This window comes from Bacillus sp. z14 (2026) (assembly GCF_058313575.1).
This window is the reverse complement of record NZ_JBZFQK010000011.1, coordinates 13,719-28,639: the sequence shown is the minus strand read 5'-3', so window position 1 is coordinate 28,639 and position 14,921 is coordinate 13,719. Positions and strand designations below refer to the sequence as shown.

13 protein-coding genes and 2 tRNA genes are annotated in these 14,921 nt (G+C 38.7%); 12 read left to right on the top strand and 3 right to left on the bottom strand.

The window, feature by feature from the left end; genetic code table 11:
• Positions 1 to 20: 20 nt before the first annotated feature.
• The 9 genes from mfd to AC4G3O_RS18730 all read left to right on the top strand — a co-directional run bounded on the left by mfd (position 21) and on the right by AC4G3O_RS18730 (position 9,859).
• On the top strand, positions 21 to 3,557 hold the full coding sequence (gene mfd / locus AC4G3O_RS18770) for a transcription-repair coupling factor (RefSeq protein ID WP_148631341.1): 3,537 nt from the start codon (positions 21 to 23) through the stop codon (positions 3,555 to 3,557).
• Positions 3,558 to 3,757: 200 nt separating this feature from the next.
• Positions 3,758 to 4,294 (top strand): stage V sporulation protein T, encoded by a 537-nt coding sequence (gene spoVT, locus AC4G3O_RS18765; RefSeq protein WP_066103150.1) that lies wholly within the window; start codon positions 3,758 to 3,760, stop codon positions 4,292 to 4,294.
• A 175-nt stretch (positions 4,295 to 4,469) separates the two neighbouring features.
• Entirely contained in the window at positions 4,470 to 6,086 is a 1,617-nt protein-coding gene (locus AC4G3O_RS18760) for a putative polysaccharide biosynthesis protein (RefSeq protein WP_491136569.1), read from the top strand.
• A gap of 12 nt (positions 6,087 to 6,098) precedes the next feature.
• On the top strand, positions 6,099 to 7,562 hold the full coding sequence (gene yabN, locus AC4G3O_RS18755) for a bifunctional methyltransferase/pyrophosphohydrolase YabN (RefSeq protein WP_077248005.1): 1,464 nt from the start codon (positions 6,099 to 6,101) through the stop codon (positions 7,560 to 7,562).
• 26 nt (positions 7,563 to 7,588) lie between these two features.
• Positions 7,589 to 7,855, top strand: a complete 267-nt coding sequence (locus tag AC4G3O_RS18750; protein ID WP_066103147.1) for an RNA-binding S4 domain-containing protein — start codon at positions 7,589 to 7,591, stop codon at positions 7,853 to 7,855.
• 64 nt (positions 7,856 to 7,919) lie between these two features.
• On the top strand, positions 7,920 to 8,225 hold the full coding sequence (gene yabP / locus AC4G3O_RS18745; RefSeq protein WP_066103144.1) for a sporulation protein YabP: 306 nt from the start codon (positions 7,920 to 7,922) through the stop codon (positions 8,223 to 8,225).
• Complete coding sequence (gene yabQ / locus AC4G3O_RS18740) at positions 8,222 to 8,872, top strand: spore cortex biosynthesis protein YabQ (RefSeq protein ID WP_148631336.1); 651 nt, start codon at positions 8,222 to 8,224, stop codon at positions 8,870 to 8,872. Before yabP ends, yabQ begins: the two co-directional genes overlap by 4 nt.
• Positions 8,873 to 8,885: 13 nt before the next feature.
• Positions 8,886 to 9,272 carry an FtsB family cell division protein gene (locus AC4G3O_RS18735; protein WP_066103137.1) on the top strand — a complete coding sequence of 129 codons (387 nt, stop codon included), beginning with the start codon at positions 8,886 to 8,888 and terminating at the stop codon, positions 9,270 to 9,272.
• 107 nt (positions 9,273 to 9,379) lie between these two features.
• Positions 9,380 to 9,859: a S1 domain-containing RNA-binding protein gene (locus AC4G3O_RS18730; protein WP_066103134.1), complete on the top strand. Its 480-nt coding sequence runs from the start codon at positions 9,380 to 9,382 to the stop codon at positions 9,857 to 9,859.
• A 327-nt stretch (positions 9,860 to 10,186) separates the two neighbouring features.
• On the opposite strand, the gene AC4G3O_RS18725 is transcribed toward AC4G3O_RS18730, so the two are convergent.
• From AC4G3O_RS18725 to AC4G3O_RS18715, 3 genes are all read right to left on the bottom strand, one after another.
• Positions 10,187 to 10,258: transfer RNA gene (locus tag AC4G3O_RS18725), tRNA-Glu, on the bottom strand.
• Between the two features lie 6 nt (positions 10,259 to 10,264).
• Positions 10,265 to 10,338 (bottom strand) — tRNA-Met (locus tag AC4G3O_RS18720).
• Between the two features lie 119 nt (positions 10,339 to 10,457).
• A complete protein-coding gene (locus tag AC4G3O_RS18715; RefSeq protein WP_262366041.1) occupies positions 10,458 to 10,583 on the bottom strand; it encodes a hypothetical protein in 126 nt (41 codons plus the stop codon).
• Positions 10,584 to 10,655: 72 nt separating this feature from the next.
• Between AC4G3O_RS18715 and spoIIE the strand changes: the two genes are divergently transcribed.
• From spoIIE to prkT, 3 genes are all read left to right on the top strand, one after another.
• Entirely contained in the window at positions 10,656 to 13,136 is a 2,481-nt protein-coding gene (spoIIE, locus tag AC4G3O_RS18710) for a stage II sporulation protein E (RefSeq protein WP_066103129.1), read from the top strand.
• A gap of 79 nt (positions 13,137 to 13,215) precedes the next feature.
• Positions 13,216 to 13,950, top strand: a complete 735-nt coding sequence (locus AC4G3O_RS18705) for a VWA domain-containing protein (RefSeq protein ID WP_066103126.1) — start codon at positions 13,216 to 13,218, stop codon at positions 13,948 to 13,950.
• The gene (gene prkT, locus AC4G3O_RS18700; RefSeq protein WP_066103123.1) at positions 13,922 to 14,890 is read left to right on the top strand and encodes a serine/threonine protein kinase PrkT; all 969 of its coding nucleotides are present in this window, start codon (positions 13,922 to 13,924) and stop codon (positions 14,888 to 14,890) included. Before AC4G3O_RS18705 ends, prkT begins: the two co-directional genes overlap by 29 nt.
• The last annotated feature ends 31 nt before the right edge of the window (positions 14,891 to 14,921 follow it).

Below are 14,921 nucleotides of genomic sequence, written 5' to 3'. Positions count from 1 at the left end.
CTGAAGGGAGGACGGATTATATGAATAAATTGCAGCAACTACTTACAGATAACAAAGATATTCGATCCATTACAGATGGGCTACAGGAAGGTCTGAAGGAACAATTATTAGCCGGTTTAACAGGTTCTTCGCGTTCTCTCTTTATGGCAGCGCTATATGAACAAACAAATCGGCCCCTTCTAGTGGTGGTACCGAATCTTTTACATGCCCAAAAAGTATATGAAGACCTAACGTCGATTTTAAATAAAAATAAAGTATTTCTATTTCCAGCAAATGAATTGATTGCTGCTGAATTAAGTATTGCCAGTCCTGAACTGCGTACACAGAGAATAGAAACACTTAATTATCTTGCAACAGAGGAAAAAGGCGGAGTTATTATTGCTCCGATTTCCGGTATTAAAAAGGTGCTTCCACCTCGTTCTGTTTGGAAGGAATCCTTGATTGAATGGAATGTGGGCGATGATCTGAATATCGAGAGCGTATTGGAGAATTTAATCTCGCTTGGATATTCGAGAACGGATATGGTATCGACTCCAGGTGAGTTTTCTCTTAGAGGCGGAATATTGGATATCTATCCTCTGACAGAAGAAAACCCTTTCCGGATTGAATTGTTTGATACAGAGATTGATTCCATTCGTATATTTTCAGCTGAAGATCAAAAATCGCTACAAAAGGTAGAAAAGGCATTTATCAGCCCGGTCAATGAAATTATTTTGAATAAGGGCAATGTGGCTAAAATAGCAGAGCATTTAGAAGCCGGCTTAAGCCAATCCTTAAAGAAGATTAAAAATGCAGATGCACAACAGCGGATGGTTCAGCAAATCGAGCATGAAATTGAAATGCTTAGAAGCGGGAATAAGTTTGACCATATCACTCAATATATGTCACTGGCCTATGATAAACAGGCTAGTTTGCTAGATTATATTCCGACAGAGAGTATCGTCATTTTTGATGAAATCAGCAGAATTCAGGAGATGGGTGAACAGCTGGATAAAGAAGAGGCTGAATATTATACAACTCTACTTGATGAGGGGAAAATCATTCATGATATTACTCTATCTCATTCACTCTCTTCACTTATGAGTCAACATAAATATCCGCATATTTATATGTCATTGTTTTTAAGGCATGTACCTCAAACAAGCCCTCAAAACATCGTAAATATCAGCTGCAAGCAAATGCAGGATTTCCATGGGCAGATGAATTTATTTAAAGCTGAGGTAGAACGCTGGAAAAAAGGAAAATACACAGTTGTTCTTATGGGTGCCGATGAGGAGCGGGTCAAGAGAATAGAGCGTATCCTAGAGGATTACGAAGTCGATGCAAGCTTTGTACAAAATAAAGATGATATTAAGATAGAATCCCTGCAAATTATGGAGGGGCAGCTACTGACTGGATTCGAGCTTCCTATGCAGAGACTAGCACTCATTACGGAGAAAGAACTGTTTAATAAGCGAACAAGAAAATCAGCCAGAAGGCAAAAAATGTCCAATGCCGAACGTATAAAAAATTATTCGGAATTGAAGCCTGGCGATTATGTTGTCCATGTAAATCACGGGATAGGGAAGTTTATTGGTATTGAAACATTAGAGATTAATGGAATTCATAAAGATTATCTTCATATTCGCTATCAGGGAACTGATAAGCTTTATGTGCCAGTAGATCAAATTGACCTGATTCAGAAATATGTTGGTTCAGAAGGTAAAGAACCTAAGATGTATAAGCTTGGCGGTAATGATTGGACACGCGTAAAAAGTAAGGTTCAATCAACGGTCCAGGATATAGCTGATGATCTAATCAAATTATATGCAGAACGAGAGACCGCGAAGGGCTATGCTTTTATGCCGGATGGAGAAATGCAGAAGGATTTCGAAGCCTCTTTTCCATATAAGGAAACAGAAGATCAGCTGAGATCTATTGTTGAAATCAAGAAGGATATGGAACGTGAACGTCCAATGGATCGTTTACTATGCGGTGATGTAGGATATGGGAAGACTGAGGTTGCCATTCGGGCAGTATTTAAAGCTGTTGCTGATGGTAAACAGGTTGCCTTTTTAGTGCCAACTACCATTCTTGCACAGCAGCACTATGAGACCATGCGTGAAAGGTTTCAGGATTTCCCAATCAACATCGGCCTTTTAAGTAGATTCAGAACAAGAAAACAGCAGAATGAAACAATTAAAGGTCTAAAAAACGGAACAGTTGATGTGGTTATTGGAACACATAGAATTTTATCTAAGGACATCGTTTATCGAGATCTTGGTTTACTTGTTGTAGATGAAGAGCAACGATTTGGTGTAACACATAAAGAAAAAATTAAACAACTAAAAACAAATGTAGATGTTCTGACTCTGACAGCTACCCCAATACCAAGAACCTTGCATATGTCCATGCTTGGTGTGAGGGATCTTTCAGTAATTGAGACACCTCCGGAAAATCGTTTCCCTGTGCAAACCTATGTAATGGAATATAATCCGATGCTAGCACGGGAGGCAATTGAGCGGGAGATGGCAAGAGGAGGACAGGTATACTATCTGTATAACCGTGTAGAAGATATTGAAAGAAGAGCTGAAGAGCTGTCGATGCTAATCCCGGATGCCAAAATCGTGACTGCGCATGGAAAAATGACAGAAAGTGAGCTTGAATCTGTCATGTACAGTTTCCTTGAGGGTGAGGCTGATGTGTTGGTAAGTACTACCATAATTGAGACTGGAGTGGATATTCCTAATGTAAATACACTCATCGTTTATGATGCAGACAGGATGGGCTTATCCCAGTTATATCAACTACGGGGAAGGGTTGGAAGATCCAATCGTGTAGCATATGCGTATTTTACTTATCGGCAGGATAAGGTATTGACAGAGGTTGCAGAAAGAAGATTGCAGGCAATAAAGGAATTTACAGAGTTGGGTTCAGGCTTTAAAATAGCAATGAGGGATCTGACCATTCGAGGTGCAGGTAATCTTTTGGGTGCGGAGCAGCATGGCTTTATCGATTCTGTTGGATTTGACCTTTATTCCCAAATGCTCAAAGAGGCAATTCAGGAACGAAAAGGGGATACCAATAAAGAAGTCCATAATCTGATTGAAATTGATCTTAAAGTAGATGCATATATTCCGGATTCTTATATTTCTGACGGCAATCAAAAAATCGAAATGTACAAACGTTTCAGAAGCATATCAACTTCTGAGGAATTGGATGAACTTCAGGAGGAAATGCTTGACCGATTTGGAGAATTTCCACAAGAAGTTACCTACCTGTTTAAAATTGCAGAAATTAAAGTTCTTGCCATTCGGGCAGGTGTAGAATTAATTAAACAAACAAAAGATGAAGTTACTATTATCACCTCTGAAAAAACAAGTAAAGAAATTGATGGACATGTATTATTCAGATCTGCTTCAAAGTTTGGTCGTATGGTCGGACTGGGTATGGAGGCTAATCGCTTGAAAATGGTTCTTTACGTAAAGAAAGTACCGGTTCAGGACTGGCTCAATGCTGCCTTTGAATTAGTTTCTGAGTTGGAACGTAACAAAAAGGTTAAAGAAAAGACTGAATAGTAAAATGTGAACTATGTGCTTTTTAAAGCAATCAAGTGTACCAATGCCCTCCTTTTTATGGTGATACATAAAGAAAAAATTTTCTTTATGTATAGAAGTTACCATTAGAAAAATACTATGTACAACATCGGCGGCATAGTCGATTTGGGCAGCAGGATGTGTCGCAAAAAATCAACCCGATGAAAGAGAGGCAACATAGAATGAAAGCAACTGGTATTGTTCGTCGTATAGATGATCTAGGACGCGTTGTTATTCCAAAAGAAATCAGAAGAACATTGAGAATCCGTGAGGGAGATCCTTTGGAAATCTTCGTTGACAGAGATGGCGAAGTAATTTTAAAAAAATATTCTCCTATCAGTGAACTTGGAGACTTCTCTAAAGAATATGCAGAGGCACTTTATGATAGCTTAGGAAACCCAGTTCTAATCTGTGACCGTGATACATTTATCGCAGTAGCAGGAAGTTCTAAAAAGGAATTCCTTAATAAAGCAATCAGTGACTCTTTAGAGAAAATTATGGAGGATCGTAACTCAGTTCTACATACTCAAAAAGGTTCTTTTTCACTTGTAGATGGCGTTGATGAAGAAGTAGCATCCTACACAGTGGCTCCAATTGTTGCAAACGGCGATCCAATCGGCGCAGTTGTGATTTTTGCTAAAGAAGCTACAGTTGGTGAAATTGAATTAAAAGCAATCGAAACAGCTGCAAGCTTCCTAGCGAAGCAAATGGAACAATAATATATTATTGTTTAACGGTTAATTGTGAAAACTCCAAGGAGTCTCCAATTAACCTTTTTTTGTCTCCTAAAAACAGGACATGACTATGAAAAAGAGGCAACCAATACTCCAAATAATGATTATTTTTGCTTATGTTATAATGTTTTGGAAATAGATAGAGAGGTGCTTTATTTGGATGAGCCGTCAGAATGATTCTTCACACAAAGTTTTAAAGGGCGCTGTTATTCTGACAGCAGCAGCTTTAATCGTAAAAATATTGAGTGCTGTATACCGAATTCCTTTTCAGAATATGGCTGGGGACACGGGTTTTTATATTTATCAACAGGTTTATCCATTTTACGGAATAGCTGTTGTTCTGGCTACTTATGGATTTCCAGTTGGTATCTCTAAGCTACTGATCGAATTTAACAGGTCTGGTAATGATAAAAAAGAAAAGAATAAAATAATAGCAGCTTCTTTTATATGGGTTGCTCTCTTCGGAATTATATTGTTTTTATTCTTGTACTTGGGAGCGGACTTGATAGCGAAGATTATGAATGATATTCAACTTGCCCCGTTAATTCGTATGGTGGCCTTTTCCTTTTTGCTAATGCCCTTCATTTCCATTGTAAGGGGTACTTATCAGGCGTCTGGAAATATGCTTCCAACTGCACTTTCCCAAACCTTTGAGCAGCTATTTAGAGTTACCTTTATTTTGATTGGTACATATTTGCTTATGAAATTCGAATATTCTTTATACACTGTTGGAAAAAGTGCGATAGCAGGGTCGTTAATTGGCGGTATTGCCGCTATGGGGGTTTTGGGACTTTATTTATGGAGAGAACGCCGTGATTATTTTCCAACCCTGATGCCAGAAAAGGAAATATTGATCAAAACGGGAGCAGTCCTTTTATTTCAGGGGTTAGCTTTTTGTTTAAGTAATATGTACTTGCTCCTTCTTCAACTAATTGATTCCTTCCAACTGTATACGAATCTCCTGTCTCAAGGGATACCTGCAGAGGAAGCGAAAGCGATGAAGGGTGTTTATGACCGAGGGCAACCGTTGATACAGGTAGGGCTTGTTGTAGCCACTTCACTTTCTTTGTCAATTGTCCCGGTATTAACCAGCTTGCAAAAAAGTAAAGCAATTGAAGAAGTAAAGAAAATGTGCCGTTTGGCTATAAAAATCAGTTCTGCTATTGGGGTTGGAGCAGCTATTGGGTTGGCTGGAATTATTCAGTCAGTAAATATTATGCTTTTTAAAGATGATGAAGGGGTTGGAGCTTTAAGCGTTCTCGCTATTTTAATATTGTTCGCATCCCTCCTGGTGACATGCTCAACTATTTTGCAAACAATGGGGTTTTGGAAAGCATCAGTTATGGTTATTCTGCTATCGGTAGGGATTAAAGTCCTTTTAAATCCTTGGTTGATTGCCGGAAGCGGAATAAAAGGGGCTGCCTACGCAAGTCTTCTTGCGCTGATGGCTGCTTGTATCCTGCTGCTTTATCTGGTAGGGAAATATATAACTGGAAGGAATATGGAATTTCATCATATAGCAAGCCTGGTGATAGCCGGAATTGTCATGTATATTGTATTAAAAGGCTATTCAGCTTTATTTTCCTTTTTTGTGGGGGAACTTGGTCAGTCAAGAATACTGGCCTCCATACATGCATTAAGTTCCGTTGCAATCGGAGGAATGATTTATCTGTATATGCTGCTTAAAATGAATCTATTTGAAAATGATGAATTGGCCCATCTACCTGGAGGACATCATTTGATAAGAATTATGAATAAAGGGAAAATCAAACGTTAGGAGAGCTGAAGTGTGACTAACCAAATCACAATTATAGGTTTAGGGGCAGGAGAGCTTGATCAAATGCCTTTGGGCATTTATAAATTACTGAAAAATACAGAGCTCGTATATGCGAGAACTATTGAACACCCGGTATTGAAAGAATTGGTGGCTGAGGGTCTGAAGGTTGAGAGCTTTGACTCCATCTATGAGGAGCATGATCAGTTCGAAGCAGTTTATGAGAAAATTGCAGAAATTCTAATTCAGAAGGCTAAGGTCCAGGATGTAATCTATAGTGTGCCGGGGCATCCGCTAATCGCTGAAAAGACTGTACAAATCTTACTTTCGGAAGGTGAAAAGAAAGGGATACCTGTACATATTAAAGGCGGCCAAAGCTTCCTCGATGCCATGTTCACATCCATTAAAGTGGATCCGGTTGAGGGTTTTCAATTTCTAGATGGTACGGACCTTTCATTGAGGGATGTCAATATCACTCAGCATATGATTGTAAGTCAGGTTTATGACGCCTTTGTTGCTTCCGAAGTGAAACTGACCTTAATGGAAAAATATCCGGATGATCATGAAGTTTATTTAGTGACCGGTGCGGGGATGAGCTCCGAATCAGTTGAACGTATGCCACTTTATGAATTGGATCGTGCCATGCAATTGAGCAATTTAACGTCAGTCTATGTACCTCCGATTCAGAAGGAAGAAAATCAATATAAGGAGTTTTGGAAGCTGAGAGAGATCATTGATAAACTCAGATCTCCGGAGGGATGCCCATGGGACAGAGAACAGACTCATGAATCGCTAAGGAAGTATTTACTGGAAGAGGCTTATGAACTGATTGATGCAATTAATGAAGGTGATATTGATCACATAATTGAAGAGCTTGGTGATGTATTACTTCAGGTGATGTTACATGCCAGAATCGGGGAAGATGAAGGGTACTTTTCCATTGATGATGTCATTCAAGGGATATCTGAAAAAATGGTGCGCAGACATCCCCATGTTTTTGGTAATGAAAGGGCAGAATCAGCAAAAGATGTAGAGGAAACCTGGCAGAGGGTTAAAAAGGAAGAAGGTTCAAATACCTCTGATTCCATTTTGAATGTCAGCACCCATTTTCCGAATCTTATACAGGCTTATGATATTCAGAAGCAAGCCTCTAAATTGGGCTTTGATTGGAATGATGTTTCACCTGCCTGGGAAAAGGTTTTTGAAGAACTTGATGAATTTAAAGCAGAGTGGAATAAGAATAAACCAGACACCCATAATATAGAATCAGAGTTTGGAGATGTTCTGTTTGCCCTTGTAAATGTGGCTAGATTGTTAAAAATCAACCCTGAAGAGGCGCTACATCGGACAAATCAAAAATTTAGAAAGAGATTTTTGTTTGTAAATGATTGCGTAAGGGAATCAGGAAAAGCATGGAGCGATTATACACTTAAAGAGCTTGATGAGTTTTGGGAACAAGCCAAAGAGTCAGGTATATAAAGGAATAAATGGAGGTTGAATACATAGTGAGATTAGATAAGTTTTTAAAGGTTTCCCGGATTATTAAAAGGAGAACAATTGCAAAAGAAGTTGCAGATCAGGGAAGAATTAAAATAAATGGTAAAGAATCCAAAGCTTCAGCCGATGTAAAGATTGGAGATATTTTGGATATCAGATTGGGGCAAAAAGTACTGACTGTCCGTGTAGATAAACTTCTGGAGACAACGAAGAAGGATGAGGCAGCAGGAATGTATACCCTCATAAAAGAAGCAAAACTATCAGAGTCGTTTTAAGCATGGTCTAATTCCTATCATCCTATCATACACTTGTACAAATGTTTGATAATGGGGGATTAGGATGAACCAATATTATGATACAAACCAAACGAGTAAATCAGCTGGACCTGATCACGATATTAGCATGAAGGGTAGAAGGCTTCTCGATATATCAGGTGTTAAGCAGGTAGAGAGCTTTGACAATGAGGAGTTCCTTCTCGAAACGGTCATGGGGTTTCTTTCGGTCAGAGGGCAAAATCTACAAATGAAAAACCTGGATGTCGATAAAGGAATTGTATCAATTAAAGGTAAAATACTTGAAATCAATTACTTGGACGAACATAGCGGGGAGAAAGCTAAAGGATTCTTTGGCAAACTGTTCAGATGAGTCTGGACACCCAGTTTGTAACCCTGTTATCCATGATTGGCATGGGTATTTACTTTGGAGCAGCATTTGATACATACAACCGCTTTTTAGTTAGAGCAAAGAGAAAAGTATGGTTTGTTTTTATTAATGACATCTTATTTTGGTGCATTCAGGCCTTGCTCATTTTCTATGTTTTATACGAATCCAATCAGGGAGAATGGCGCTTTTATATCTTATTGGCACTGCTATGCGGTTATTCCGCCTATCAAGCCCTTCTTAGAAATTCATATAAAAGATTGCTGGAAATGACTATTTATTGGGTTAATAAATTCAGTAAATTCCTTGTTAAATTGGGAGCTCTCTTATTCATTCGGCCAATAAAAGGGTTAATTGCGCTAATTATTACTGTTATATTGCTTATATTTCAAGTGTTGCTAAAGTTTGGCAATCCTCTATTATGGCTTGCCAAGTATCTTTTAAAGGCATTAATATCGATAGTAAGGGTGATTTTCTATCCCTTTACTAGTACAGCGTCATGGCTTTGGAAGACAATTCCGGGCGGTGTGCGATCACCTGTCGAAAAGTTTTTTGATAAACTAGCAGGAATTGGAAAAAAGTTGAAGAATACTATCAATAAATTATTAAAAAAATGGACAAATAAGTCTTAAAGGAGGAAAGGAAATGGGATCGCTTGATAAAAAGAAGGAAAATATCAAACAAATCGATACGCCATATGCCCAATATCAAGAGAAACGAACCCAGTCCTTTGAGAAAAAGAAATTAGGATTGACAAGAAGGCTTGTAATATTTGGGCTTTTTGCCATCATAACAACTGGGATCGTTCTTACAACACTCTTTTCTCAACATTCCGCTTTGAAGGCTAAAGAAGAACATAAAAGTGAATTGAAAGTGAAATTGTCAGATCTTCAAAAGGATGAAGCAAGATTAAAGGAAGAAATCATTAAATTGAATGATGATGAATATATAGCAAAGTTTGCGCGTAAAGAATATTTTCTATCAGATGATGGAGAAATAATATTCAATCTTCCCGAAAATGAGGGCAAGTAGATATCCCTCACGTTGACACATATTTTTTTAAGTGATTATAATATAAGGGGAAGCTATAACTTCCATTATTTTATTTTTTTAATTTCTTAAGGAGGAGCAATTTTTTTATGTCAATCGAAGTAGGCAGCAAGTTACAAGGTAAGGTAACAGGAATCACTAATTTCGGAGCATTTGTTGAGCTGCCCGAGGGTTCAACAGGACTTGTCCACATCAGTGAGGTTGCTGATAATTATGTAAAAGATATTAATGATCACCTAAAAGTGGGAGATCAAGTTGAAGTAAAAGTCATAAATGTAGAGAAAGATGGCAAAATCGGTCTTTCTATAAAAAAAGCTGTTGAGAAGAAGGAGAGCGAACAACCTGCGCAATCATCTTATCAACAACGACCTCGTTATAACAGAGGAAACGATTCACGTGGTGGAAGAAATGACTCTCGGGGAGGAAGAGGAGGACATGATTCCAGACCGCCGCGAGAAAGCTTCGAACAAAAAATGGCCCGCTTCTTGAAAGATAGTGAAGAGCGTATGTCATCTCTTAAGAGGAACACAGAATCCAAACGAGGTGGCAGAGGCGGAAGACGCGGCTAAACCTTGCTGCTGAAACAAAATGGCAATTTATATAACAGACCAACATCAGTTGTTGGTCTGTTTTTGTTTTTTACATTTGATTATCAATTGATATAGGGATTATATGGCATAGATAGGGTAGTATAATCCTGCTGTTTAAAGGATTTGACTAGAATGAGCATGTCAGTAAATGTTGTTCATTTAAGAATCAATAAAGCCATCATGTTAAAAATGTTTGATTGTTGAGTGTTCTTATAGATGGAATAGTATGAAGTGATAAATCTAGAAGAGTTATATTCTTTATAAACACAAAAAAACCAGGGATATATCCCTGGTTTTTTGTATAGATGACCCCTACGGGATTCGAACCCGTGTTACCGCCGTGAAAGGGCGGTGTCTTAACCGCTTGACCAAGGGGCCTCAAAATAGCGGCGGAGGGGATCGAACCCCCGACCTTACGGGTATGAACCGTACGCTCTAGCCAGCTGAGCTACACCGCCATAATCAAATATACTTTTAAACACAAAAATTATCTTACAATCTAGTAAATACTTTGTCAATGGTTTAAATATTTTAGCCAATAATTAGAATATTACATTTAAATAAGTATCTATTTCTTCTATCTTCTAGCCTTTCCTACAAAGTAGTTTAATAAAATATTCTCCTTTATGATTCCTTCGATAACCTTTGTGTTTTCTTCTGCCCATTCACATGGAATGCCGTCGAACACTTTATAAAAACTCATCCTCCGTTCTGACAAATTTAGGATTATATCCCCTTTATAATAAAAGACAATCACCTGTTAGGGAGTGGTAATGTGGATAAAACACAAAGTACAATGTATGGATCGGTAACGGATGTTCAATATGATGCTGGCAAATGGAATCCTACTCAATTAGTGGACAAGTATGTAACGAAGCTAGAGGATTACTTCGTGAAACAAGGATATATATTAGTAGTTTTGGGATTTCTCCTGGGAAGGGCGCTTATCCTTTCACAGTTGGCTCCTTTTTCTCTCCCATTCTTTGCAGCAGTATACATGATGAGGCGGGAACGTTCTCCGCTTGTTATGGTCGCCTCAATAGGAGGTGCGTTAACAATCTCCTGGTCAGCAGGTTTAAGTTTATTTGCTTCATGTGCCTTATTCCTCCTCTTATATAAGCTAAGACAGCCATCAGTGGAGAATCAATTTAAAGTTGTTGGTGTATATGTTTTAATAGCCATGGGAATTGCAGGAGCAACGGAACGCTATTTGAAATATATGAAGTTTGAGATATACGATGCCATGATGATCGGTGTTGAAGCAGGTTTAGCTCTTATTCTTACCATGATTTTTATTCAATGTATCCCACTGATTGCTATGAAAAAAAGTCCACAGGGACTAAGGACAGAGGAAGTTATCAGTTTGATTATCATGCTGGCCTCTGTTATGACCGGTACGATCGGCTGGTCGATTTATCATATATCTCTTGATCATACATTGAGCAGATACTTAGTTCTCCTTTTTGCAGTCTCTGGAGGAGCCTCAATTGGATCGACAGTAGGAGTGGTAACTGGTTTAATATTCAGTCTGGCCAATCTGAGCAACCTTTTCCAGATGAGCTTATTGGCCTTCTCTGGTTTACTAGGAGGCCTTCTTAAAGAAGGGAAAAAAATAGGGGCATCATTAGGTTTAATAATTGCCACATTATTAATTGGCCTTTATGGGGAAGGGAGTCAAAATATATCAGTAACTCTATATGAATCTTTATTGGCTATTGCTTTATTTTTTATGACCCCTGCTACCCTTATTTCAAAAGTAGCCAAACATATTCCTGGAACAGCAGAGCATACGAATGAACAGCAACGTTATGTCAGGAGGGTCAGAGATGTTACTGCGCAAAGAGTGAATCAATTTTCATCTGTTTTCCAGGCTTTATCGAATAGTTTTTCACAGATGGAGGAACAAACAACGAAGGAGGTAGAAAAGGAACGTGAGTTGGATTATTTTCTTAGCAATGTGACTGAAAAAACATGCCAGACCTGTTTCAAAAAGGATCATTGCTGGGCGAAGAATTTTGATTATACGTATGGAATGATGGGAGAGTTGGTTGAGAGTTTACAGGACGAGTCCGGGCAAGTTCCGCAGGCCACGCAGAGAGAATGGAAACGGTTCTGTACAAGATATGATAAAGTGACGGAGGCGATGCTTCAGGAGATCTCTTATTACAATGCAAACCAAAAATTAAAAAAACAAGTGAGAGAAAGTAGAAAGCTCGTGGCAGATCAACTCCAGGGAGTTTCAAAGGTAATGGAGGACTTTGCTAAGGAGATTACAAAAGAACGCGAAAATCTCCATATTCATGAAGAACAATTACTGGATTCCATACGGGGGTTCGGTTTGGATATCCACCAAATAGAAATTTATTCCCTGGAACAAGGGAATGTTGATATAGATATGCAAATCCCAGATTGCGAGGGAAGTGGTGTAGGTGAGAAATTAATTGGCCCCATGCTCTCAGATATATTGGAAGAGCATATCATTGTTTACAAAGAAGAGTGCAGTTCGTTTCAGGGAGGTTTATGCCGCTTAACATTCCGTTCTGCCAAACGCTACACAGTAGAAACTGGTGTAGCCCATGCTGCAAAGGGAGGAGGGCTTGTATCAGGGGACAGTTACACCATGATTGACATCGGAAAAGGGAAGCATGCGATTGCCATTAGTGATGGCATGGGAAATGGAGAAAGGGCCCATAATGAAAGCTCAGAAACCTTAGGGCTACTGCAAAAAATACTAGAGTCTGGAATAGAGGAAAAGGTAGCTATTAAATCGATTAACTCGATTCTCTCATTGCGGACTACAGATGAAATCTTTTCAACACTTGACTTATCGATGATTGATTTGCAGGATGCGAGTGTGAAATTTTTAAAAGTGGGTTCAACTCCAAGCTTTATAAAGAGAGGGCAGCAGGTTACGAAAATCCAATCTAATAACTTGCCAATTGGTATTATCAAAGAATTTGATGTGGATGTGGTTCATGACCAATTAAAGGCCGGTGACCTTTTAATTATGATGAGTGATGGAATATTTGAGGGGCCAAAACATGTAGAAAATTATGAAGCATGGATGATTAGAAAGATTAGAGAAATCGGGACTGACAGGCCACAGGAAATAGCTGATATTATTCTCGAGGAGGTAATCAGGACAAGCTCAGGAAAAATTGAAGATGATATGACAATTGTCGTCGCACAAATCAATCATAATATTCCAAAATGGACAAGTATACCTGTCGGTGCCAAGAAGAAAAAAGCTCAATAATAATATCCTCCTAATCGTATAAAGCGCCTATATATAGGCGAAGATGGAAATAATAATAGCGGTATAGGAGGATGATGAAATGAAGACAGGTACAGTTAAACAAATATTATTGCTGACAGACGGCTGCTCCAATCAGGGAGAGAGCCCGACAGCGATGGCTGCACTAGCACGTGAGGAAGGAATTACTGTAAATGTAATTGGTGTTATGGATAAGGACATTATAGACGAGGGGGGAATGCAAGAGATTGAGAATATAGCATCATCTGGTGCTGGCATTCATCAAATCGTCTATGCTGAGCAATTATCACAAACTGTACAAATGGTCACTAGGAAGGCAATGAACCAAACGATACAGGGCGTAGTGAATAAAGAGCTTCAGCAAATATTGGGGAATCATATCACTATGGAAGAATTACCACCTGATAAACGCGGCGAGGTAATGGAGGTAGTGGAGGATCTGGGAGAAAAAGTAAAAATGGAGGTTCTTGTATTGGTTGATACAAGTGCCAGTATGAAGCATAAGCTGCCAACGGTTAAAGAGGCGCTTATAGATTTGTCTATAAGTCTAAATGCGAGAAGTGGTGAAAATCAGTTCTCAGTTTTTATATTTCCCGGGAAAAGAACCGAAGTGGAAAGAGTAATGGATTGGAGTCCTAGACTTGAATCTCTTTCTAAAATTTTCGCCAAATTAACGACTGGAGGGATTACCCCGACTGGTCCGGCTATTCGTGAGGCCATTAAGTATTTTAATAAAGAGTCTTCTATAAGGAGAATAGTAGGCGACGATGATCAATACTTCGAAGAAACCATGTAGCTTCCCAATTGGATCAGTAATCAGGGGCAAATGGCATCATAAGAGTTATATCATTCGAAAAGAATTAGGGTATGGCGCTAATGGAATTGTTTACCTCGCAGATTCTTCGGATGGATCAGTAGCAATCAAGTTTAGTGATAACAGTGCTACTATTGCTGCAGAAGTAAATGTATTAAAATCATTTGCAAAGGTCCAGGGAATATCCCTAGGACCTTATTTGATAGATGTGGATGATTGTATAGGGAGTGGAAAAATTATTCCTTTCTACGTGATGGAGTATATTTCCGGAGATTCCTTTCTAACGTTTGTGCAAAAAAGAAGTTCAGATTGGCTTGGTGTACTCATGCTGCAGCTTCTAAACAGCCTTGAGGAAATGCATAAGCTAGGATGGGTTTTTGGGGATTTAAAACCTGAAAACTTGATAGTACAATTACCCGATTTTAAAGTCCGTTTTATAGATGTAGGAGGAACCACGCAAATCGGTCGTGCGATTAAAGAATACACTGAGTATTTTGACCGGGGATATTGGGAGCTGGGGGGCAGAAGAGCAGAGCCATCATATGATTTATTTGCGCTCGCTATGATAGTGATCAATGCAGCCTATCAAAAAAGGTTTAATAAAAACGGAGAAGGAATTAACCAATTAAAGGAATTGGTGAAAAACAAGCAGGAACTCAGAGAGTTGGAGTCCATTCTTTTAAAAGCTTTGAAGGGTCATTACATAACGGCAACTGATATGAAAAAGGAAGTCATATCTCATTTACACACAAAACAAACCGCTACCCGCACCGCTGTAAAAAAGAATACTCCAGTTAACACCAGTCGAGTACAGATGAGGAAACGAAAATCCAATGATAAAAGCAGTTTCTTTGAAACGTTTTTTTTAGTTGCTATCATTACTTTGCTTTATGCATTTTATATGTTTGGTCAAGTTGTATAAGTTCACAACAAATACAAACAATAACGCTGTC

Excerpts from the sequence above, each read along its gene's own strand:
- mfd (WP_148631341.1), top strand. The coding sequence starts at position 21 with ATGAATAAATTGCAGCAACTACTTACAGATAACAAAGATATTCGATCC.
- spoVT (WP_066103150.1), top strand. The coding sequence starts at position 3,758 with ATGAAAGCAACTGGTATTGTTCGTCGTATAGATGATCTAGGACGCGTT.
- AC4G3O_RS18760 (WP_491136569.1), top strand. The coding sequence starts at position 4,470 with ATGAGCCGTCAGAATGATTCTTCACACAAAGTTTTAAAGGGCGCTGTT.
- yabP (WP_066103144.1), top strand. The coding sequence starts at position 7,920 with ATGAACCAATATTATGATACAAACCAAACGAGTAAATCAGCTGGACCT.
- yabQ (WP_148631336.1), top strand. The coding sequence starts at position 8,222 with ATGAGTCTGGACACCCAGTTTGTAACCCTGTTATCCATGATTGGCATG.
- AC4G3O_RS18735 (WP_066103137.1), top strand. The coding sequence starts at position 8,886 with ATGGGATCGCTTGATAAAAAGAAGGAAAATATCAAACAAATCGATACG.
- AC4G3O_RS18730 (WP_066103134.1), top strand. The coding sequence starts at position 9,380 with ATGTCAATCGAAGTAGGCAGCAAGTTACAAGGTAAGGTAACAGGAATC.
- AC4G3O_RS18715 (WP_262366041.1), bottom strand. The coding sequence starts at position 10,583 with ATGAGTTTTTATAAAGTGTTCGACGGCATTCCATGTGAATGGGCAGAA.
- AC4G3O_RS18705 (WP_066103126.1), top strand. The coding sequence starts at position 13,216 with ATGAAGACAGGTACAGTTAAACAAATATTATTGCTGACAGACGGCTGC.
- prkT (WP_066103123.1), top strand. The coding sequence starts at position 13,922 with ATGATCAATACTTCGAAGAAACCATGTAGCTTCCCAATTGGATCAGTA.